Source organism: Paraburkholderia sp. BR10937 (assembly GCF_040965695.1).
Lineage (GTDB): Bacteria > Pseudomonadota > Gammaproteobacteria > Burkholderiales > Burkholderiaceae > Paraburkholderia.
Window position 1 is genome coordinate 43,444 of the sequence record NZ_JBFRCL010000014.1, and the last position, 21,567, is coordinate 65,010.

Annotated in this window: 16 protein-coding genes; 10 read left to right on the forward strand and 6 right to left on the reverse strand. The window is 60.3% G+C overall.

Annotated elements, in window-relative coordinates:
• Positions 1-38: 38 nt before the first annotated feature.
• Positions 39-1,133, forward strand: a complete 1,095-nt coding sequence (locus tag AB4Y44_RS13850; protein WP_368699900.1) for a branched-chain amino acid aminotransferase — start codon at positions 39-41, stop codon at positions 1,131-1,133.
• A gap of 297 nt (positions 1,134-1,430) precedes the next feature.
• Here the strand turns inward: AB4Y44_RS13850 and AB4Y44_RS13855 are convergent, their stop codons facing one another.
• Positions 1,431-2,534, reverse strand: coding sequence for an IS5 family transposase (locus tag AB4Y44_RS13855; protein ID WP_368699901.1), 1,104 nt, complete (start codon positions 2,532-2,534; stop codon positions 1,431-1,433).
• Positions 2,535-2,746: 212 nt separating this feature from the next.
• Between AB4Y44_RS13855 and AB4Y44_RS13860 the strand changes: the two genes are divergently transcribed.
• Positions 2,747-3,064, forward strand: a complete 318-nt coding sequence (locus tag AB4Y44_RS13860; RefSeq protein WP_368699902.1) for a hypothetical protein — start codon at positions 2,747-2,749, stop codon at positions 3,062-3,064.
• Positions 3,065-3,243: 179 nt separating this feature from the next.
• Here AB4Y44_RS13860 and AB4Y44_RS13865 read toward each other — a convergent pair whose 3' ends face one another.
• The 4 genes from AB4Y44_RS13865 to AB4Y44_RS13880 form a co-directional block, all read right to left on the reverse strand.
• Positions 3,244-3,681, reverse strand: coding sequence for a glycine zipper domain-containing protein (locus AB4Y44_RS13865; protein WP_342923775.1), 438 nt, complete (start codon positions 3,679-3,681; stop codon positions 3,244-3,246).
• Between the two features lie 231 nt (positions 3,682-3,912).
• Complete coding sequence (locus AB4Y44_RS13870) at positions 3,913-7,248, reverse strand: ATP-binding protein (RefSeq protein ID WP_368699903.1); 3,336 nt, start codon at positions 7,246-7,248, stop codon at positions 3,913-3,915.
• Positions 7,245-7,907: a response regulator gene (locus AB4Y44_RS13875; protein ID WP_368699904.1), complete on the reverse strand. Its 663-nt coding sequence runs from the start codon at positions 7,905-7,907 to the stop codon at positions 7,245-7,247. The genes AB4Y44_RS13870 and AB4Y44_RS13875 overlap by 4 nt, the downstream gene beginning before the upstream one ends.
• A gap of 151 nt (positions 7,908-8,058) precedes the next feature.
• A complete protein-coding gene (locus tag AB4Y44_RS13880) occupies positions 8,059-8,895 on the reverse strand; it encodes an EAL domain-containing protein (protein WP_368699905.1) in 837 nt (278 codons plus the stop codon).
• A gap of 231 nt (positions 8,896-9,126) precedes the next feature.
• Here AB4Y44_RS13880 and AB4Y44_RS13885 point away from each other — a divergent pair, with 231 nt between their 5' ends.
• From AB4Y44_RS13885 to AB4Y44_RS13920, 8 genes are all read left to right on the forward strand, one after another.
• Positions 9,127-9,708 (forward strand): hypothetical protein, encoded by a 582-nt coding sequence (locus tag AB4Y44_RS13885; protein ID WP_368699906.1) that lies wholly within the window; start codon positions 9,127-9,129, stop codon positions 9,706-9,708.
• A 36-nt stretch (positions 9,709-9,744) separates the two neighbouring features.
• Positions 9,745-10,200 (forward strand): DUF3302 domain-containing protein, encoded by a 456-nt coding sequence (locus tag AB4Y44_RS13890; protein WP_342923780.1) that lies wholly within the window; start codon positions 9,745-9,747, stop codon positions 10,198-10,200.
• The gene (locus AB4Y44_RS13895) at positions 10,201-11,379 is read left to right on the forward strand and encodes a biotin/lipoyl-binding protein (protein WP_342923781.1); all 1,179 of its coding nucleotides are present in this window, start codon (positions 10,201-10,203) and stop codon (positions 11,377-11,379) included.
• 4 nt (positions 11,380-11,383) lie between these two features.
• Positions 11,384-12,874 carry a TolC family protein gene (locus AB4Y44_RS13900; protein WP_368699907.1) on the forward strand — a complete coding sequence of 497 codons (1,491 nt, stop codon included), beginning with the start codon at positions 11,384-11,386 and terminating at the stop codon, positions 12,872-12,874.
• Between the two features lie 109 nt (positions 12,875-12,983).
• Positions 12,984-13,643 (forward strand): hypothetical protein, encoded by a 660-nt coding sequence (locus tag AB4Y44_RS13905; protein WP_368699908.1) that lies wholly within the window; start codon positions 12,984-12,986, stop codon positions 13,641-13,643.
• 773 nt (positions 13,644-14,416) lie between these two features.
• A complete protein-coding gene (locus tag AB4Y44_RS13910; protein ID WP_368699909.1) occupies positions 14,417-14,896 on the forward strand; it encodes a transposase in 480 nt (159 codons plus the stop codon).
• Between the two features lie 22 nt (positions 14,897-14,918).
• Positions 14,919-15,419 carry a transposase gene (locus AB4Y44_RS13915; RefSeq protein ID WP_368699910.1) on the forward strand — a complete coding sequence of 167 codons (501 nt, stop codon included), beginning with the start codon at positions 14,919-14,921 and terminating at the stop codon, positions 15,417-15,419.
• Positions 15,420-16,181: 762 nt separating this feature from the next.
• Complete coding sequence (locus tag AB4Y44_RS13920; protein WP_342923785.1) at positions 16,182-16,499, forward strand: hypothetical protein; 318 nt, start codon at positions 16,182-16,184, stop codon at positions 16,497-16,499.
• Between the two features lie 729 nt (positions 16,500-17,228).
• On the opposite strand, the gene AB4Y44_RS13925 is transcribed toward AB4Y44_RS13920, so the two are convergent.
• On the reverse strand, positions 17,229-21,551 hold the full coding sequence (locus tag AB4Y44_RS13925; protein WP_368699911.1) for a hypothetical protein: 4,323 nt from the start codon (positions 21,549-21,551) through the stop codon (positions 17,229-17,231).
• Positions 21,552-21,567: the final 16 nt, after the last annotated feature.

The following is a 21,567-nucleotide window of genomic DNA, read 5'->3' on the forward strand; positions in this document are numbered from 1 at the left end:
CTGCGACCGCGTTATTTTCGTCATTGCTCGAAGAAACCATGAATACTGAAACAACTGTCCAGTTTGCTATTTCGCCCAGCACGACACCTACCCCACGCGATGAGATCACCGCGAGCATTGCCAACCCGGTATTCGGTCGCGTGTTCACCGATCACATGGCGACGGTCCGGTGGACCAATACCCTTGGCTGGCACGATGCGAAAGTTGAGCCGCGCCGGCCGTTTCAGATTGACCCCGCCTGCGCTGTGCTGCACTACGCGCAGGAGATTTTTGAGGGCATGAAAGCCTATCGCGGCGACGACGGCTCGATCTCGCTTTTCAGGCCTTACGAGAATGCCAGGCGGTTTCGCGCGTCGGCAGCGCGCATGTCCATGGCGGAACTCCCCGAAACACTCTTTGTCGGCGCAGTGGATGCGCTCGTGAAGATCGATCGGGACTGGATTCCTGGCGGCGATGGCAGTTTGTACCTTCGGCCTTTCACGTTTGCAACGGAGAGTTTTCTCGGGGTGCGCGCCGCCAACGAGTATCTGTTCTGTGTCATCGCTTCGCCCGTTGGGCCGTATTTCAAGGCGGGTAAGACAGCGGTCACTGTTTGGGTGTCCGACCAATACACCCGAGCGGCACCAGGTGGAACAGGCGCGGCCAAGTGCGGCGGAAATTATGCCGCCAGCCTGATTGCGCAAACCGAGGCGGCAGCGAAAGGCTGCGACCAGGTCGTGTTCCTCGACGCTGCGGAACACAAATGGATCGAAGAACTGGGCGGCATGAACGTGTTCTTCGTGATGGACGACGGCTCCCTGCGTACCCCTCCGCTGTCGGGCACCATCTTGCCCGGTATTACGCGTGCTTCCATTATTGAGCTGGCCAGACGGGAGGGCATCACAGTCTCCGAAGAGCCTTATGCATTCGCATCGTGGCAAGCCGATGCGATCGGCGGTCGCGTCAAGGAGGCCTTCGCCTGTGGTACGGCAGCGGTTGTGACGGCCATCGGAGAAGTTCGTCACGCGGCGGGCGAATTCAAGATCGGCGATGGTGGCGAAGGACCTGTCACACAACGAATTCGCACTACGCTCACCGGTATTCAGCGCGGCAAATTTGCTGATCCATTCGGCTGGATCCACAAGGTGTCTTAAGCGATTTTTCCGGGATACGTGTGTAGGTATGCGAACCATCTCTCGCGGTTTGACGCCTGTGCCGACGACAGAACCAATCCAACCCACTCAACACTGACGATCGATCGCGCGCACGGCCTGCGCGCTTCGATGCGCTGTTCCTGGCAGGCTGCGGAAATACTTCTCTGCGAAAACAGCGTTCTTGGCTTTGCGCGGGTCTCGTCGTCAATTTTTTGCATTGCGAGATCTCAAGGCAAATCCAAGTTTTTTTCGACGGGTTGAGGCGTATTTTTCGCCTCATTCCCGCGATTGCCGTCACTACGAGCGGACCTGTCCTAGCGAACGCATGCGCACGAGGTTGTAGGCCGCCATGTTCAACACGAACATCTGGTCGACTTTCTTCAACCCGCGCACCATCACCTGGCGCATGCTGCCCACGGTCTTCGCCCATCCAAAACCTTGTTCGATCAGCTTGCGCTTTTGCTGTGACATCGCGTAGCCGACGCTGCGCGCAATCGCATCGGGCACCGCCGAACGGCGGCCGGAGGTGTTCTGTGCCACGTGCGGCGTGACCTTCATCTGCTGGCAAGCTTCGATGAATTCCTGTGGGTCGTAACCCTTGTCCGCGCCCAGCGTGATTTGTGCAGCCGCGTCCTTCGCTGCTTGCCGCGCATCGTTGATCATGACCTTGGCCGCTTCACGTTCCGCGTGTCCGTCAGCGCGACTCACGCGGGCGTTGACCACCAGCCCATGTCGATTGTCTGTCAGTGTGTGACCCATGTAACGAAGTTCGCTGGCCGTCTTGCCCTTGCGGTAAAGCCGTGCATCGGGATCGGTCTTCGACTCGTGCGTTTCGTTGCTTCGCTTGCTACCCTTGAAGCCTCCCTCGCCGCTGCCGCTGTCGTCATCCCTGTCGTCTTCACCGTCCTTGCGCGCAAAGCTCTTGTGTCCTGCCCATGCCTGTATCAGTGTGCCATCTACGCTAAAGTGCTCGCCCGACAGCCAGTTCTTCTTCTGCGCGATCGACAGGACTTCGTTGAAAAATTCGACCACCGCATCGTGCCTGATCAATCGCTCGCGGTTCTTCGTGAACACCGTCGGCACCCAGACCGAATCATCCATCGACAGATCGATAAACCACCGAAACAGCAGGTTGTATTGCGTTTGCTCCATGAGCTGACGCTCGGATCGGATGCTGTATAGCACCTGCAGCAGCATCGCACGCAACAGCTTCTCTGGCGCGATGCTCGGCCGGCCTCCCTTGATGTCGACCTCATACATCCCGGCAAAGATCCGATCCATCTTCGCCAGCGCTTCGTTCGCCATAACGCGAATCGAGCGCAGCGGATGCGAGGTCGGAACAAAATCGTCCAACTTGCGCACGGAAAACAGATTCTCGGTGAACGTGTCGGCGCCGCGCATAATTTCGTGGTGGGTGAGCTTCTTATATCAACGCTTTCGCTATTCGTCGCGATGACTTCAGTGCACGGTATTTCCGCAGCCTGCTAGACCATAAGGAATGCATGGCGATGTTTGAACTCGGCCCTTGTGTTTTGAGAGTTGCCACGAAGTACGCACACAGTTGCCGCTGCGGCGCCATTGCCCCTCACCGCAATCAGCCCGCTTGAAACCTAATGAATATCCGTATTCTCTCAGTCCTGTTCGTCCTTGCCGTTTCCGCCGGTTGTACGACATCATCCGGACTGCCGCAAAATGCGGAAGCCGTCAAACTGTCCAAAGGCCAAGAAGCCTGGAGCGTGCATTGCCACGGTTTGTTCCAGAGCAGCAAGACCTGTTTCAACGTAGCCGGCAAGGTATGCGCCGACAAGCCTGTGTATGTGGTCTACGCATTCGATCGGCTCGAAAGCGGGCTGGGGCCGAAGGTGGACGCGCGTGACATCGTTTTCAGTTGTGGTGTGCCGGCAAAGCCTGCGAGACGTTCACCTCAGTGACAGCCCCGTTCGGTTCGTCGTTGAGTACGAGATAGGGACTCAGGATGAGTTCAGTACGACGCACGCATTTTCACGACCGCGCTGAGGTGCGCTCGCGATATCTGCGTGATCACTAGCAGCAGCGGCCGGGTGGGCAACAAGGCCCTTTCGCGGTGCGTAAAGGCCGCTGCGGACGCTCTCTATTCGAGCGTATAGCCCCGTCCGCTCATGCAGGCGCGCCATGCGTGCCAATACGACGACATCGCGTACTCGTTGCTTGCCTGGGCCTGTGCGCCGTAAGCCGCAATCTCGCGCCGTTCCTGGCGTCGTTCTATTCCTCCAGCCATAGCGCCGATCGCGGCGCCCGCCGCAGCGCCCTTACCGGCGTCACCCGCAATCGCGCCGGCGACGCTGCCCACCGCGGCACCGCGTGCGGCGCCGACCACGCGCTGTCCGCCAGGAGCCACCACTACGGGCGCCGGCCCTGTCGCTACAAGTGCGGGGTCTACGCCGCTTTGCTGCCTGGCCCAGCTATAGCAGGCTGCATCATCATTGGACTGCTGGTAGGGCGACTGCCCCCTTGCGGGATAGATCACGGGTTTCGGATAAACGACCTGTGCCTGTGCGATTGTGGCCATGCCGGGCGCGATAACGGACGCCAGCGCGAATACAGCCTGCGCGGCAAAGATAAACCTTCGACGTTTGCTCATAGGTGATTTGCGGGGAAAAAGTCGCCCGCACGAAGGCGGGCGAGAAGGGAGAGTCCACATGAAGTGAAACGACAGATCTGCTATTGATCGCTGCAGCTGTCATGACCATATTGCTTCTTCGCCGCAATGGACACAATCATAGAAGTTGCAAAATGCGGATTACAGCGCCTCAGCCGCCTTGGCCTGCATATCATTTTGCTTGACGGATTCGCACATGCGCGCAAACGCTTGCAGGACAAACTGCGCCTGGTCTTCGATTTCGGCGTTCCAGCTTCCCGCTTCCGTGAGGTAGTGGTGCAAGTCTTCGCAGAGTGCGAGCAACCCAGAGCGCTCGAGCACGGCAAGCGAGCCCCCGATGCGGTGCAACGCACGTTCGAACTGCGCAATGCTGCGTTCGGCAATGACGCTTTCTAGTTCTTCACGATCGATTGCGGCTTGTTCCAGAAATGCGCTCACATAGGCTGCGGGCACGCGCGGAATCTCTGGAAGGTCGTCTTCGGGCCATGCGTGCGCGGCTCGAGGAGGCGCAACGTCCAGGCAGGCAGATTCATCTGAGGCGACTCCGCTGCGCACCGTAGCGAGAAGGGCAAGCGAGACCGGTTTCGTGAAATAGTCCGCAAAACCCATCGCACGTGCGTCAGCAACGTCTTCATGCCGCGTGCTCGCGCTCACAGCGTAGACCGGGATATCCAGAGCGAGCGCTCCAATCTCGCGAAGCAACTCGAACCCGTTCATATCAGGCATATCGATATCGGTCAGCACCGCGTCGACACGCGTTGTCGACAGTGTCGCCAGTGCCTCGTAGCCGTTGCCGGCCTGGAGCACGCCAGCCCCAAGGACGGAAAGCTGATCGCGCAGCAGGCTGCGGTTCAACCGGTTGTCTTCCGCGATCAGTATGCGCAGACTCCTCAGCGGTTTCTCCGGTGTCCGCCCGTTGTGGCGGCCGGTGGTCTGTCCAGGCAGAGGGCCGCCCGGAATTGCCGCGAGCAGCGCCGCGTGAATTCCTGCACGGCTATATATCGAGACGTCCTGGCCGCCGTCCGCACGCGTCGAGGCAACAAGCGGACCCTGCTGCTTCACCCAGATGATTGAGGCCGGCTCGGGCCACCATCGTGCAACCTCCTCAGCCGCGAATTCTTCAGTGACAAAGAGGCAATCGAACCCGTCGAGGTCCACCGCCTCACCCATATCCGGAATGACTACGGGCGGACTGTCCGACCAATCCAGATGGTTCAGCAGCGCTTCGTAATGCTCAGGTGCACGAAATAGCGCAGCCGCCCGGTTTGTCGGCGCACTCGCGAAAGGCGCGGGCGCCTTGCCGGGGCCGCAGACCCGCAACGGCAGATTGACGGTGACGCGCGTGCCCATGCCTGCAATGCTGTCGAGCCGGATCCTGCCGCCCATGAGTTCGCAGAGCTTCGCGCAGATCGAAAGTCCGAGCCCGGCACCTCGTGCGTTGCCGAGGCGATGCGAGGCTGCCTGTGAGAACGGCTGGAAGAGGCGATCGCGCTGGTCTTCGGGTATTCCAACGCCAGTGTCGGAGATCTCGATAACGAAGCCGTCATTCGCCCAATGTGCACGCAGCACAATCTTGCCGGAGTGCGTGAACTTCAGCGCATTGTTCAGGAGGTTGTTGACGATCTGGGACAGGCGCACAGGGTCGAATTGGACTTCAGCTGGAATGCGCCGGTCGAGAATGGCGTGCAACGTCAACCCGCGCTTGCTTGCCTCGCGTGCGTGCGCGGCCGCGATCCCATGCAACAGATCGACGAGTGAACCAGGCGCCTCTCCGAGGGTTAACGAGCCGACATCAATTTTCGAAAAATCGAGTACGTCATTGACCACCTGCAGCAGGCCGTCTGCCGAAACCTGCATTGCGCGAACGCGTTCTCTCTGCTCAGCGTCGAGTCGCCCCAAGGCGACGAGTTCTATGTTCCCGACGAGCGAAGAGAGCGGTGTTCGTATTTCGTGGCTCATCGATGCGAAGAATGCGAGCTTTGCCTTCGCGGCCGCATCGCTCGCGAGCTTGGCTTGGCGAAGCAGTTGCTTCGAGTGATGGTGCTCTGTCATATCCACGATTGCGCAAAACAGTACGGCCTCGTGCCTGACTTCGGCGCTCGCATAGGTAATCTCCAGATGCACCGGGCCGCTGGCAGTCCGGTTCAAGGTAAACGGGATCTGGAAAATGCCGGATTCGCTGGCACTCGCTTCCTGTGCATCGAGATGTGAGTCGAACACGGCGCGAAGGCCGTGCGGCAAGCGCATCTCCCCTGGCGAAATGCCCAAGACCTCGCATGCGATCTGGTTTGAAACCATGATCTCCAGCGTTTCGCGCCGCACGATGCACAGACCGACCGGGTTCGCGTGAACGAGAAGATGGTTGAGCATTTCGCTCTCCAGCGCACGCGAGGCCTCTTTGTACGTCACCGCGAGGAAACGGTAGTTCCAGTACCGGTACATGGCGAATAGCAGGACGAGGACCACCAGAGTTACGGCGCCGACCAGCAGCAACTCGCCAGCCATTTTCTGCACCTGCTGCCCCGGCGGGAGCACGAATATGAGGCGCCCGAAGTCTGCAGTGAGGGGCGCAAGGCGCAGCGCCCAGCCATAGCCCCCGATCCAGTGAAACACCCCGTCTTGTCTGCCTTGCAGCTTGTGGTCGAGCATTTCGGCATTGACTGCGTCTCCCGAATTCTCGAGAGGAACATCGAAGCTGTCGAAAAAGATGGCATCGGGTAGGGTCAGGCCTTCTCTCGCCGGCTGGAGCAAATCGTTAAGCGCGATGCGAGTGAGGGCAACCGCGTAGATCTGATTGCCTTTCGCAATCAGCGACGCGCCGATCATCTCCGGACCATTGCTCGTTTGCGCGGAAGGAATCGTCAACCAGACGACCCGCTTTTCTCTCGCGGCTTCCAGCGGCTCGAGCTTGGCGGCCCGGTATTGATTGAGCACCGCGTCAACGATCATCGAGGGCCGCATCGGCAGGCGCTTCCCGAATTCACGCGAGTGCGCGGAATACGGGGTGACGTATCGATAAGCCGCACCGTCGGCGACTGAAATCATTTCGATGGTCGGCATCTGACCTGCCGCGAGCAGGATGCGGACCGCCTCGTTACAACTTTGCTCAAGGACGGCGTCTTTGTGCGGCGATGGCGACACCCGCACGCATACGCCGCTGGCCCGCTCGCCGTAGTCGGGATGAAACGGGTCATTGACGCGCAGGCTCAGTATGAGATTGGACGCCGTGAGCGCGCTGCGGCGCTCGAGCACCGCGTCCACGACGCTTTGTTCGTAGAGTCGCGCGAGTTGCTCCTGTGCGCGCAGCGATGCATTCAGGCGTACCGTGATGGCCACTACCGCACAGGCGAGCGTGACTAGCGCCAGGAGGGCCACCACGATTGAGAAGACGCGTCTTTCCCGCTGCAGGTTATTCTCGATCGAATCGAAGGTGCGCAGCGGCGATTCATTGCGACGAGGCGTAGCGTTCTTCCTCATGCGAGACCGTGGTCGCGTGCATAGGTAATCAAGTCGGCATTGTTGGCAATGTTCAGCTTCTGCATGGCCGAGCGCTTCTGGGCTGCAATTGTCGCGAGCGATCGATGAAAGGAGGTCGCGATGCTAGTGAGTGAGTCGCCGTTCGCGAACATGCGGACGACCTCAATTTCCTTTGAGGACAATGAGACTGTATTGCCGCCGGGGCGTCCAGCCGCGCTCGCGATCCTGTCCCCAACGGCTGGGGAGAGGCGCGGCCCCGCGCTGCCAGACACGACGTCAAGGCAAATACACTTGAGGATCTCGGGGTCCTCCGATTTACCGACGATTCCGGCCACACCTTCCGCCTTGATGCAGGCCAGCAGACCGCTGTTGGTGAGCATGGTGAAGACGACAATGGGCGTATCGGGATGGCGCATGCGGATGCGCTGGATCAGGCGCAGCCCGTCTTCGCTGCCTTGCGCGCGCTCCATCGAAAAGTCGGTGACAACGAGATCGAAGCGTTGCCGGTCGAGCGCCTCAACGAGCGTTTTGCCGGACTGGCATAACGTAACGACCTGGAAGCCGATCGGGCGCAGCACCTCTTTGATCGCGAGACGGATCAGCGGGTGGTCGTCCGCGATCGCAACCGATAAGGTGCGAGGGTATAGCGGATAAGTCATCTACATTATAACATAAAACACATTGAGATTCGATTGGTAGGCCGAGAATCGCGGGAACGGTTCGTATCACACGAATAAATAAAGTGGATCTATCAACTAAAATAGGGCGCGATATCTCGAGAGGGCTGAGAATCTCGCGTCCATTTTTAGTTTACCTGACTGACGCTTTCCCCGCGCTTTCGTGGGCACCGCCATTCGGCGCCAACCCGGTGGGCCGCCGGAGTAGCCAGTAAAGGAGCGCCTCGGAGGAGAGAGACCGGGAGATCATGTTGCCCTGTACGTCCAGATCTGCGAACCGGCCGAGCCAGGCGAGCTGCCCAGCGTTCTCTACGCCGGCGATCGCTACGGAAATCCCGAGGTTGCTGGCAAGGCTGACAACGTTCGTCAAGATACCCACCGAAGTTACGTCGTCCGGAAGACTCGCGGTGAACTGCCTGCCGAACTTGAGGCCGCTGACCGGCAATGTGATCAGACTCGAAAGCGTGGAATGCTTTACGCCGAAGTCGTCAAGCACGATTGAAATGCCCATGCGCCTGAGGTCCGACAATCGCTGGACGACGATTCCGGTGACATCTCGCTCTTTGGGCTCGCGCAGGTCGAACCTGATGCCGGCGGGACGGATGTGATGTTTCTGGACGTAGTGTGCGACCAGTGGCCGGAACCGCTTGTCCAGAAGTTGATCAGTCGAGATTGGAATCGAGAGCGCCATGCGGCTCGGTGCGCGGCACTGCCATCGCGCCAGGTCAGCGCAGGCACAGTCAAAAAGGGACGCAAATTCCGGCGTAGTCTGCTTGGCCTGCCCGTTGCTCCTGCGCGTGATGAGCTCGGCGCCGGTCAATGCACCAGAGCGGGCGGAAACGATGGGTTGATATTCAACGGGCAGCTTGCCGGCCGAAGAGCTGGAATCCCACGTCGGCATGGCGATACCCTTCGACTGGATACCACACGCATTTGCGCCGGGCGGTTCGCGCCGCGTGCAACTGATCATTTCCCGTCTCCCCTGTGTGGAATGCGATCTCGCAACGAGACCTCGCGACGAGAATAGGGCGAGCGCGCGTTCCCGCCTATCACAGGAATCAGAAACGCCATGCCTGCATCTTTTCTGATTCCTGTGATAGCGACGACGTGCCGCGGCGCGTAATTTTCGGGACTTGATGGAACGATTGGCACGGCACCTATCGCGAATCGCGACGTGTGCCTCAACGGAAAGGGAACAGAGATGAACGGGAATGATCATTCAGCGGCCGCCCGAGGGCGACCTGACCTGCTCGCCGCGCTCCTGTCGAGCATCCGCCGCGCTCGCGACCAGCTACTTCGGCGGCATTTTAGTCGGCGCCGCGTCACGTTGCGCGCCGCGGCACATCAAATCACGGTTACCGTGGCGATGGCGGGCGCCGGGCAGGCGTACGCGCAAGCGATCCCGTCGGATGGATGGGCGCGGATGTCGCCGAACGCAGGCTTTGGTTTCGGCTTCTACATGGAGGTAGGCCGGTCTCGAGGGCACGAGGGAGCTTCGGCGGGCAAATATGACCTGCTCTATTCAGATCAGGCACAAAGCATGGACAGCCAGGTCTCACGCCGGGAAAGCCGAAGTCACTCCTCGACGGCACCAACAGAAGATCCGGAAATCGATCCGGTGCTGCGCAACCTCGCCAGCGCAGGGGTAATGACGGTCGCGTTGGGCCTGAACGAGGCGATACCCATGATGATATTCACGGGCGCCATCTCGAATCGGTGCGTAGCGCGTTACCTGGATTGCGGCGGGTATCGGCCCCGCCATGAACCTGTCTCGCAATCGTAGGCGCCATGCATACTCGAATCAAATCAAACGGAATATATGGTTGAGCATCCACGCATCGTCAATTCACTGGCCAGGTCCGCCCGGTATCTGGCGGCCGGCGCCGCGCTTCTGGCGCTGAGCACGCCGTCTTTTGCAGCAATTTCGCGAGGGACGCTCGAACACGCAGCGGATTTCATTTCGTGGGTGGTGCTGGCTGTGGTGCCGGTTGCCGGCATCTACGTCTTCTGGATCCTTCATATCTTGCCGGAAAGGGTAGCGAGAAATAGGCGGCATCCACAAAAGGAGGCGATCCACGCACTGTGTCTGCTGTCATTGTTCTTTGGTGGCCTGCTGTGGCCCTTGGCATGGCTATGGGCTCACACCAAGCCGGTTTTCTATATGGCGGCCTACGGCACCGACAAGGCGCCGCCCGAAGATGAGGATAGCCGGGAGGTGCCAGGCCATCCACACGGGCAAGCCGGCGCTATCGTCAATGAGAAGGACAAGGTTTAGATGGAAGTATTGATTCTGGGTGTCTATGCGTTCTGCGTGTGGCTGATCTTTTTCAAGTTCAAATGGCTGCCGTGGAACCCTGTTTCCATGGTTATCGCGTTCACGCTGCCGATCATTGCGCTTGCAACCATGATTCTTACCCTGAACGTCGTGGCGCCCTCGACACATGAGGTGCGAGTGGTCGGCAAAGTTCTTCAGGTGGTGCCGCAGGTCAAGGGGCGCATCGTTGACCTTCCGGTTGAAGGCAACCAGCACTACCGCAAGGGCGATGTTCTGCTGCGTATCGATCCCACTCCTTATCAATTGGCAGTCGACCAGCTTGAAGGCAGGTTGCGTGCCGACGATGCGGCCGTTTCCGAGGCCGATGCTTCGGCCCGGCAACTTTCCGAATCTGTGCGCCGCGAAGCAGGAAAGGTGAGCACCGTGCAGGCTTCCTTGTCGCTTGCCACGCAAAGACTGAAGGAGCAGGACGCGCTGCTCGCCGCCGGAGCGGGCTCGAAGTTCGACCGCGACGATGCCATGGCGCGAAAGCGCGAACTGGAAGGCCAACTGGTCAGTGCGCAGGCGCAAGAAGATGAGGCGAAGGCTAAGCTATCCGCACAAAGCCGCGGAGAGTTCGCCGCCATCGCCGCCGCGCGGGCACGCCGGTCGGAAACGGAAAGCATGCTGGAAAGCGCTAAATGGGAGCTTTCCCAGACGGTTTATCGTGCTCCGGCAGACGGCCGGGTTGTGAATCTCCAAGTTCGCGTTGGCACGATGCTGGTCCCGTTGCCGTTGACGCCTGCATTCAGCTTCGTCGAGGATGACCAGGAACTGATTGCCTTCTACGGCCAGAACGAGCTGTACAACGTGCGTCCAGGGGATGCCGCAGAGGTGTATCTGCCTACGATGCCCGGTGCGATCCTCGAAGCGAAGGTGGACTCGATTGTCTGGGCGCAGTCTCAGGGGCAATTGCCTCAAGGCGGCATGCTGCCCAATACCGGTCCGCTTGCCTCGACGCCGAACCGTTTTGCCGTCAAGCTCGCATTGGACGATCAATCGAAGTGGCCGCTGCTCCCGCTCGGCGCGTTGGGCGCAGGGGCGATCTATACGCAGCATGGAGAAGCGATTCAGATCATTCGCATGGTGTTCCTGCGCGTGAGCTCCAGATTGAACTATCTCGTCATCAAGCTGCATTGAAGGAATGATCGTGTTGTTGCCCAATCGTAAGAAAATCTATCTGGCTCTACTCGCAACTTGTTTAGGGTCACTAATCGGCTGCACGCTCGAAGCGCCTCCTAGGGTCAGGGATCTCGCTGCTCAGGCGGCTCCGGCGCTTTCTAGCCATCGCCAGTGGGCCAACGGCAGCACACCGGGTGATCCTTCCGACGGCTGGCTCGCCAGCTTCGACGACGCGCAATTGAACCAGCTCGCGCGCGAAGCGATCGCCCACAACGGGGATCTAGCGCTTGCCGCAATTCACGTGCAGCAAGCCGAGGCGCTTGTCACCATGCAGAGCAGCGGGCTTCTTCCGGCCGCAGGTGCCAGAGGGCGGCTGGGTGAATCCGAGTCGCAGGTCGTTTCCATTGGCGCGAGCTGGGAGCTCGACCTCTGGGGCCGTATTCGCGCGCAGTCCCGAGCGGCGAAATCCGAATATGCCGCAACGGAAGCCGATTACCTGTGGGCGCAGCGGGTCGTGGCAGCAACGACCGCCAAGGGTTGGTTTTCCCTCATCAAATGTGCGCAAATCGAGGTGGAGTTGAAGCAGATCGTCGAGCTTCAGGCGCAACTCGTGGACATAGAAAGCCATCGAGTGGCGACCGGCGCGGCCCCGCAAACGGAGCTCCAGGAAGCGCGAAACGCGCTGAGGGTGAATCAGGACGCCGTCATCAAGGCGACACAGGCCAAAGTCCGGGCCGCGCAAGCACTGGAATTGCTGCTGGGCCGCTATCCGGCCGGAGAGATCGAGGCCGGCCCGAATATGCCAGCGTTGCCCGCCGTGCCACCCGCAGGGTTGCCTGCGAATCTCGTCGAGCGTCGCCCCGATCTCATTGCGGCGTCACATCGCGTTGCCGAGGCGTTCGACCAGCGGCAATCGGCGCATGCCGCGCGCCTGCCCAGCGTCTCAATCGACGTTGCGATTACGGGAATTCGCAGCAACGTGCTGTCGCTCATGGACTCGAGCAGCCCCGTCAAGGGTGCGAGCGCTTCGTTCCTTGCGCCGATCTTCACCGGAGGAAAGCTCAAGGCCCAAGCGGACTACTATACGGAGGCGCAAAAGGCCGCCGTCGTCGCTTATGACAATAGCGCGCTCCAGGCGCTGACCGAAGTCGAAGCGGGGCTACAGGCAGAGACGACCTACAGGGGGCGTGTCGCGGAGTTGCAGGCGCGTGTCGAGGAATGCCGCAAGCTGCTGGTCCGGGAGGAAGCGCGAGTGGCGATCGGATCGACTGACGAGCGCGACGCGCTGAAGAGCCGGCAAACGCTGTTGCTCTCGGAAATGGATCTCATCCGCGCGCGCGGCGAGCAGCTCAACGAGCGTGTCGACCTGCTGCTCGCATTGGGCGGCGACTGGCGTGAGGCCAGCGAAGCGACTGCGAAGACCGGTGACTTCGTGTATCCACACTTTCCGGTCGCGAACATGAAGGCGCGACCGCAGAACAGTCCGAGCCTTGAAGCCGATGCCGTACAGTAAGCGGTCGGGCGTTCGAGGTAGTGCGACGCTTAGCTGGCAGCTCCGTCGTACGTTCGCAGTGTCACGCATCGGAAGCGCGGCAATCGGGACCGCACTGCTATGGCTGGCCATGAGCATGCCGGCGCACGCGCAGGAATTCTCGCTGCTCGGCGGCGGCTCGCGCGCCAGCAGCATCAACACCTATACCTGGGCTTTCAGCTACCAGGAGGGGCTCGGAAAGCACTTCGCGACGAGCTCTACGTGGCTCAACGAAGGACATATTCCGAATCATCACCGCGACGGCCAGATCATCCAGCTCTGGGCGAGGGTGCCGGTAGGTAGCCCGCAGTTCGTGCTGCAGGCCGGGCTCGGTCCGTATCGCTACTTCGATACGACCACCGCAGAGCAGGGTGGCAGCTACTCCGACGTGCACGGCTGGGGCGTCGTCTACGGCGTGCGCGCCTCCTGGTATGCGTCCAACCGCTGGGTCACGCAGTTGCAGGTGAACCGCGTTCATGTGCCGCGTGGCCCGGACTCCGCCGGCGTGATGCTCGGCGTGGGCTATCAGCTCGATGCCCCCAACACACCAGGGCCGCGAGACCGGGCGGCTCGCTCGCCGACGAAGCCGACGAACAACCAGGTTGCCTTCGCTAGCGACGTCCGCCACGGCACCAAACGTAGCGCCTCCACCTTTGCCAGCGACTCTCCATCGGTACAGCTGAATGGCTCGCCACCCGCGTTTCGCGGTCACGCCGTGCGCTCGTCTGCACCTGTTCACAAGGGTGACTGACTGGATCGCGACAATTTGAATTCTGTGTCAGCTCTACGATAGGAATTTATTGGTAATCCTATACGAGTGGCCGGTTACTCGAGCGGAGACGACGCCCGAATGTCCTTGTGACTATGCGCGTGAATGACTGCCCGGATGGTACATCAATGGGCAGCCGTGGCGGAGCTTGACCGAACCGCTTATGGCAATCATTCGATGCGCCGCAACCGTAGAACACAATAAATCTGTCAATCAAGATTCCTGCGGGAATCCCCGTCACGCAACGAATGTGGTGTGATGGATTGGCAGATTTATTGCCACTCGAAGCGCAATGAAAGTGTCAACTTACATGCAACCGTATTAATTGTGTCAATTTGCCTGCAGCACAGCGAACGCCTCATGACGGTCTTGCCCTTCATGAAAATCATGTTGGTTGCGTCAAGACGGTGGGTCTTGTCGACCTGCCAGTGGATGAGGGTTCGTCCGGAACCCTGTCTTCCTGAATTTACCAAAATGCGCCCGTCACGCGAAGGTTCGACGACCCAGAGACCACTGAAGCGATTGTCTTGTTCACGTGTCCAGGACGTGCGCAGAGTGGAAAATATACTTGTTTTTTACGCGTAATCGTCGTAGCGCCGAGAGCTTCGTCTGCCCTGCGACGCAGTCTGATGGCCTTTTGACACAATTAATATCGCAATGTTGATAATCATTGAAAGGCCTCCTGGCCGCCCAAAGAAGGAGCGGCCAGGGTCTACAGTTGAGATGCCAAGCTCAACCGACCCCAGGAGGCTGAAATGAAGTATAGCGGCATCGATCTGCACTCGAACAACGCCGTGGTCGCCGTGATCGACGATCAGGACCGGGTGCTTTACTGCAAGCGACTGGCCAACGACCTGTCATCAATCATCGCCGTCCTTGCTCCGTTTCACGAGGACCTGCAAGGGGTCGTGGTGGAATCAACCTATAACTGGTACTGGCTCGTCGATGGCTTGATGGCCGCGGGCTTTGCCGTCCATCTGGCAAATACCGCGGCCATCAAGCAGTACGAGGGCCTGACGTACGCCGGCGATGAACGCGATGCCGTGTTTCTCGCGCATATCTTCCGCCTTGGGCTACTGCCAGAGGGGTACATCTACCCGCCCGAGGAGCGGGGCCTGCGTGATCTCGCCCGAAAGCGCATGCAACTCGTACAACAAAGCACGCTGAACACTCTCAGCATCGAGAACATCCTGGCCAGGCAGATTCAACGCAGAGCAGGTCCGCCATCTCGATAGCGCGGCTGTAACTTCACTTGGTTTGCCGCCGCATATCGAGATCGCTCTGGCGGCAAACCTCGCGGTCGTGCACACCCTGCAAGCACAGATCAGGGTAATCGAGTCGACACTTCATCGCGAAGCAAAACTGCGTCCCGAGTTCGCAATCCTCAAAACTGCGCCCGGTATCGGAGTCACACTCGCGACCACGAGCATGCTGGAGACGGGTGCCATTTCCCGCTTCCGCACTGCCGGGCAGTTCAGCTCGTACTGTCGGTGCGTTGAAAGCAGACGCGTCTCGAACGGCCGGAAGAAAGGCGAAGGCAATGCCAAGAACGGCAACAAGTATCTCTCCTGGGCAATCATCGAAGCTGCTGCTGTTGCCATGCGCAGTTGTCCGCAGGCGAGACGCTTCTATGAGCGCAAGAAAGCCCGGCGCCTGCCCGTGGTCGCCATGAAGGCGCTCGCGCACAAGCTCGCGCGCGCGGCCTTCTACATGTTGCGAGACGGCAAACCCTTCGAGGTGACCAAATGCTTTGGTTAGATCCGGCGGGGCCGTGAGCCCGGTAAATGTGTTGGCGTGAACCCAATCTAGTGATTGGGCCACGCGCTCCCGCCGCCCTCCAAATCAACGACCGCTGGGATGCCCAGACCATGAGCCGAAATGAGCCTGGCACTGCTCACGCAGCAAGCCGATCATTGGTGAATACTCCCGTGGACACCGGTCTGGTACCGATGGTTTTCTGGGGCTCTCTCATGAGCCACGGGCGAACGCCAGAATACCGGCGCTTGCCTTGATCCCGATGGATGACTGGTGCAGACCAGTTCTGCAACCAGGCGAGCGAAAAATCGGATGCATGCTCATGCGCGTCGAAGTGGTAGGGGGGCTGAAACTGTTTAGCTAAGCAGGGTAAAGCCTGAGAGAAGCGTATTTATCTCTTGATCTAGGCCTTTCAATGGATGACACATTTATTCTGCTCTACGCTATGCTCGGCGCGACTCGCTGATTTGCTGAATGATCGAGCGGAGACACGTGCCGTGGGCGATGAAGCAACCGGGCGTTGCTCGTGCCTGATCAGCACCCCATACCAGTGCTGCAGCGGACGCTGCTGCAGGCGGCTTGCCGGTCCCTGCTAACCAGCCAGACGTCGATGCACCCGATGTGCCGCCCGGCAGCGTCCGGCTCCAACTGCCGCCGCTGGTTGACGCCATTCCACCAATTCGCGGGGTACCTGGCCGGCCGCATCATAACTGCCGGGCTCGCGAGGGAATACACTGTAACTTGCGATGGATACAGGAGGCGGAGATGATCGATTCTGACCCCCAAAACACTTTCCGGGGACTACCGCTTACGCCAGAGCAGGACGCGGAAGTGCGGCACTATATCAAGGTCCGTACGCAGCACGGTTTGCCCTGGGATACGGCGGAACTGCACGCGATGCTCAGGGATATGCTGCAGCCCCCCGTTGACGACAACGGTGATGTTGATCCGGCAGCGGCCGAAATGAAAGGAGCCGCCGAACGGGCGACGGGATTGGTCGATGAGGAGATAGACGCGATCGAGTCGAATGAGGAGCGAAACGCGGCGATGGAGTCGGAGTGGATGAAAGGACCCAGACGTTAGGGACCGTGAGCAACTCATGTTTGTCGGTCGGGCTTGGGATTTTGGAGTACGAAAGAATGAAAATCACGACCGTTGATTCGCGGAACTGAAGTCTGTGACGCCCGGGAAGTCGCCGCCTTTTCTTCCGGGAAGGTGGGGGGAAGGCATGGTCCCGTACGTTGCGGGCCGGCGTGTCGCCACCGGCGGTTACGCAATAAGCCTTCGGGTGGGTGGCACATCACGCTGGGGTTGTTTTCAGGTTACATAGTTTTCGTGCAAAACAGATGTCTTGTGATAAGAAAACTTATCGTAATAGCTGCCTATTACATCCTGTTGGCACGCTCTGGTGGTTCGCGACCCTTGAAGAGGGCCTCAGGTGACCCATGCACAACCTTTGATGCAGTTTGTGACGTTTGAGCAACGGGACGATCAATAACCGCCGCGGGATTGGCGGCAAACTTCTGCCCAACGCCGTGATGGGTAATCGTACTTGTCGTGCAGAAAATGGTGGTAGCACTAGCGAATAGGGCCGAAGGGAGGTTGATAGCAGGTCTATGGACTTCGCCGCTTCCTATCCGCCCTTCGTCCTCTAACGAACTGTGCAGGTGTTCGTCGTTCCAGCCCATGACGAGCTGCATCACACAATGCAGTGGGCAATGACTCTTTTCTCCGATGGCGGCCCGATTTCCGTGCCTGGCGATGTGAACGCCAGCGGGGGCCGTGATCGTCTGACCGTCGCCCAACGCCTGATCAAGCTATCTTCGGCCCGGGGAAATCGATCGCGAATATCTCGGCATAGATCAATCTGCCTGGCCACAGCGTGCGATCATTCTCCACCAGCACATAATCTGCAGAGACATACTCCCGCTCCTCGATTAACAGCCGGTACTCGCCTGCCTGGGGCAGCTGTGCGAACGTGATCGTTGCTACAAACAGCGTGAGATCCGGCTGCCCCGCCGCCGCACCCGATTGCACAGTCGCCACGCTCGCGTCGGTCGTCGGTGCATCCGACCACGCGAGATCAGACGCAAGCGACGAATCATGCTTCTGTACGCGTACCGTGATGTGAGTCGGCGGTGGCTGCAGTTCCTGCGGCTGCTCACCCTCGATAATCGGTGCCGGCCCCTGCGGAGTCAGCCCCGACACCACCACACGTATAGTGCGCGGATGGAACGGGTCGGCAGTGACCATCGCGGCGCGATCGGGCGTAAGCTGCGCAAAATCCGCCAACACCACGCGTGAGACCTTCGCGACTACAAGCGCGTGCGGCTGATAACGCAGCAGCGCCAGACGTACGAACGGCATATACGTCGTTGCGAAAGTGTTGAGCGTCAGATCGGCATACCATAAGCCGCTGGACGCATCGAACTGTGGAGCAAATCCCACGACGTCAATCAGCCCGGGCGAGCCGTCAGCCGCGGTGGCGCTCGACTCTTCCAGCGGTAATCCGGGCTCCGACATGGCGGCATCCGGGAAATTGCTCGTTTGTGGCACATACGAGAGATCGGCCGTCGTCCAGATCGGGTCCATGCCCCATTGGGTGATATACGGCTTGAACCGGTCACGATCGAGCGTGCCATTCTGTGTGCTCCATAACGCCACACCCAGCAGTTCTCCTTCGCCGGACGAATACCACGGCCGCTCTAGATACACGCGCAGACCGCCGCCGAAACGTACGCTGCGCTTGAGGTTCGTGGCGGTCTGTCGCTCCCACCCGAAGGTGGGCAGCACATAACGGACCTGCGGCGCGAGCGGCCGTGCGGAGGCCGGCACGTCAACGCTGACTGCGCTGCTGTCTCGAGTAAAGACAAGCGTCGGATCAAAGTATTCGCGGAAACGCGATGTCGCCGTGGCCGTGTAACGAATGCGCCGGTGTTTGGTGTCGCCGAAGAAATGCCGTGGCGCCGCGGTGCTCAACGCCAACTGCTCAGAGTCCGGGCCAGGAATCCCCAGCGTGTCGCCGTCACGCACGAACGCAATCTGTTCATGTTCGGTATGGTAATACCCGACAAGGCGCGTATTCTGTGCATCTGCGGCGATATAGCCTTCGGCAAGAGTCACCAGCTTGATCTCTTCCACATGTTCGTGGCGCTGCACGATTGCCGATGCGGCCTGGTTTGGATCATCCACCGGTTCGGCCCAGCTCGCCGCGATGTCGATCTTTGCGGTGCTTGCACCATGCACTTTAAGCCCGCCAATCAGGTACGCGTCGGGCGCGCCCTGTGTGCGCCATGCGGTGCATACCGCAAGATCGGTGGGGTCGTTCCGGCCCATGATCGGTGCCGTCTGCAACGTCTCGACAACGCCTGCGCGGCCCGGATGCGCGATATCCAGCGCCACGAATGCCGGCCGGTCGATCGGCTGCTGCACCGCATGTATCAAGGTCAGCAATCGGGGCGGCGTCAGCATCCAATGCCCGCCTTCTACGGCAAGCTGAAGCACATGCGCTGCACGATCGGCAAGACCGCCTAGCGCAAACACCTCGGGCGCCGCATTCGTCACGGTCACGCGTTCTATGTATTGTCGCAGCCACTGCCATACGCCCATCAGCGGCAAATCTTCCGGCGCGATGCAACTGGTCAGCGGCACTGTCGTCATCGTGCCTTTCGGCAGATACAAGGTCAGTACGCGATTGCCTGGATCCCAATCCGGCGCGCATTGCTGCTCACCTTCGGGCGGCTCTGCAAGCGCTATTCGGAACCCGACACGCTGCTGCCAGTCATCAGGACCGAAACTCACGAGCGTTGCCGAGCCAGGACGCGCATTGGGATCATTGAGCCGATGATAGACAATCGGTCCGACGGCGCCCGCGCCCGGCGCCACATCGCCGCGCGTCCCCGCCGCCGTGCCGGGCAAGTTGCGTATCGCCGCGCCGCGGGAGAGTGGGTCGAGTAAATACGCAAGCGGCCCGTACTCGGCAGTCGTGATCCGCGGATAGGTATCGGTCTTACCCGCAACCGTGATGGAGGCGTGTGGCAACTCGCCATTATCTCGGGCGCTGATCAGTGTCCAGGTCGCGGCGTCGCCTTTCAGGCGTCCGCCTGCGTCGTCGAACAGACCATGATGCTCGCAGACTTCCACGGCGGCGCGCGGCGGCAGGACGTGTCGGTCAGCCGCAGTCAGATCCGCAGCCGCCGCGTCCTGCGCAGGATCTGCATTGAATGTGCGAATCACTAGCCGATCGACCGCTGAACCAGGACCGGTGACGGCGGCCGGGTCGCGGATGACCACCAGAGGCGAGGCAATCGGCTCATAGCGCAGATACGCAAATCCTTCCGGGTCCTGCGGCAGCGCATACAACTGCGAGAGCAAGTCAGTAAGCTTATCGCCGAGCGCCATGCTGTTGCCCGCGAGATCGACTGCGCGGGCGCGAATCCGGTAGCGTCGCCCGAACCGGAGTTGCGGCAGCGTTCCGGCAACAACTTTGAAGCTCGCCTGCAACTTGAATGGCGTGACGGGTTGATTCTCGGCGTAGTCGGGATCCGGCGTATCAGGTGGAATCGCCTTGTCCGGGTCAGCGTAACGGCTGAGGTGCTTGCCGGGACGTGGCGCGCTGAGACTCCAGCCGGCCCAGCGGGCAACTGCTTCATGCAGATAGATGTCCGTCGTCGCCGGCTGTGCGCTGGGCACTGGTTGGGTGGCCGCAAGCTGCACAAAGCCCTCATCCTGTGCTGGCCCGAACACCTGATCGCCGATTTGGTATGAGCCGGTACGCGCATGCAAGGAATGCCACGCGTTCGTATGCGAATCCCAAATGTCAAGCCGCCATCCGCGCGCAAGATCCTCGGCATAGAATGGGCGCGGCTGTTTCCCGCTTTGTACCCCGTCGTTGAACGTCTTGTTCTGCGCGATCGTGTCGAGTAAAGCGAGTATGCGCCCGTCCGCGTACAGGGTAAATCCGCCCGAACGTAGTGCTGGCAAGGTGGATTCCGGATCGAACACCTCGGGGTGCAAGGCGGGCGCGGGGCCGCCGATGAACCGATTCGAATCGGCGTCTGGCGACAAGGTCTCGGCCAGCATGATCGCCTTGTGCATGGCGCCGTCGACGTCCACCTGCGCGAGTCCGAACCGCCCCGGATCAAGACTGAGCAGGCCGACAACGAGATTGGGAGCAGTGGAGTCGACCAGCGTGCGGGGCGCGGTCAGGAACAGCGTCCCGCCATCGGCGGGCAGCGAGATATAAGCGGTTCGCAGCGGCGGTACCGTTGTCGGGACTTTCCACTCCCACCCCGGCTCTACGCTTGTGATGGACAGTGTGCTCGGCGTGCTCGCTGTCGTGGAGGGAATCGAGCCGGTCGGAAGATCGAAGTCGAACACAAGCCCGAGCGCGCGTTGCAGGATCGGGTAGCCATTGATGGACGAAAGCGCCTGATGGAAATCCAGCGCTTTCGTCCAATCCGGTGCGAGCGGTGGTGGGTTTCGCGGCGTCGGCATGTGGTGGAATACGGAGAAAGGCTGTGCGGCCGCTTGATTCGCGCCAGGATCCGGATCGGCAACGAGGAGTCCTTCGGCATCAAGCTGGCCTGGATCGGTGCCGATACGAGGTTTGAAAGTGCCGAACGCGCCGCTGGTAATCCGCATGTGATCGCGTAATTGCTGGCCCGACACCGGGCCCCAATGGATTGCGAGGCCCGCAGTCAACTCGCGCAGTACGCGCCGCGAGGCCTGCTCGGGACCTGAGGGAAGAGCGAGCGCGATGCCGGCGCTCTGATAAATCGCCTTCAGCGCGCTAAGTGAGCGGCGCATGGAAAAGGTGATAAACCCGCGGCCGCTGTAGTCGTCGAATGTGTAGGGGTTCACTAGCGTATCGTTGGCGAACAACGCTTCCCACATGGCGGGCTGGAGCTTGGTTCGGTCGATGGTGAGTGCCTGCGTGGTGCCGTTCGCAGCAAGCTGCAACGTGAGTCCGAACTTTTGCAGCTGTTGCGTCCAGTGCCGCCAGTCTGGATACGCGCCGAGCGTGGGCTCGCCCGTGAGCCTCGGGGTGACGAATACCGATATCGGTAATGTCCCGCTGCCTAACGTCACGGCGCGCGGCATGACGGTGAAGAGTATGGTTTGTTGATTGGCCACGCCGCTCTCCCATTTC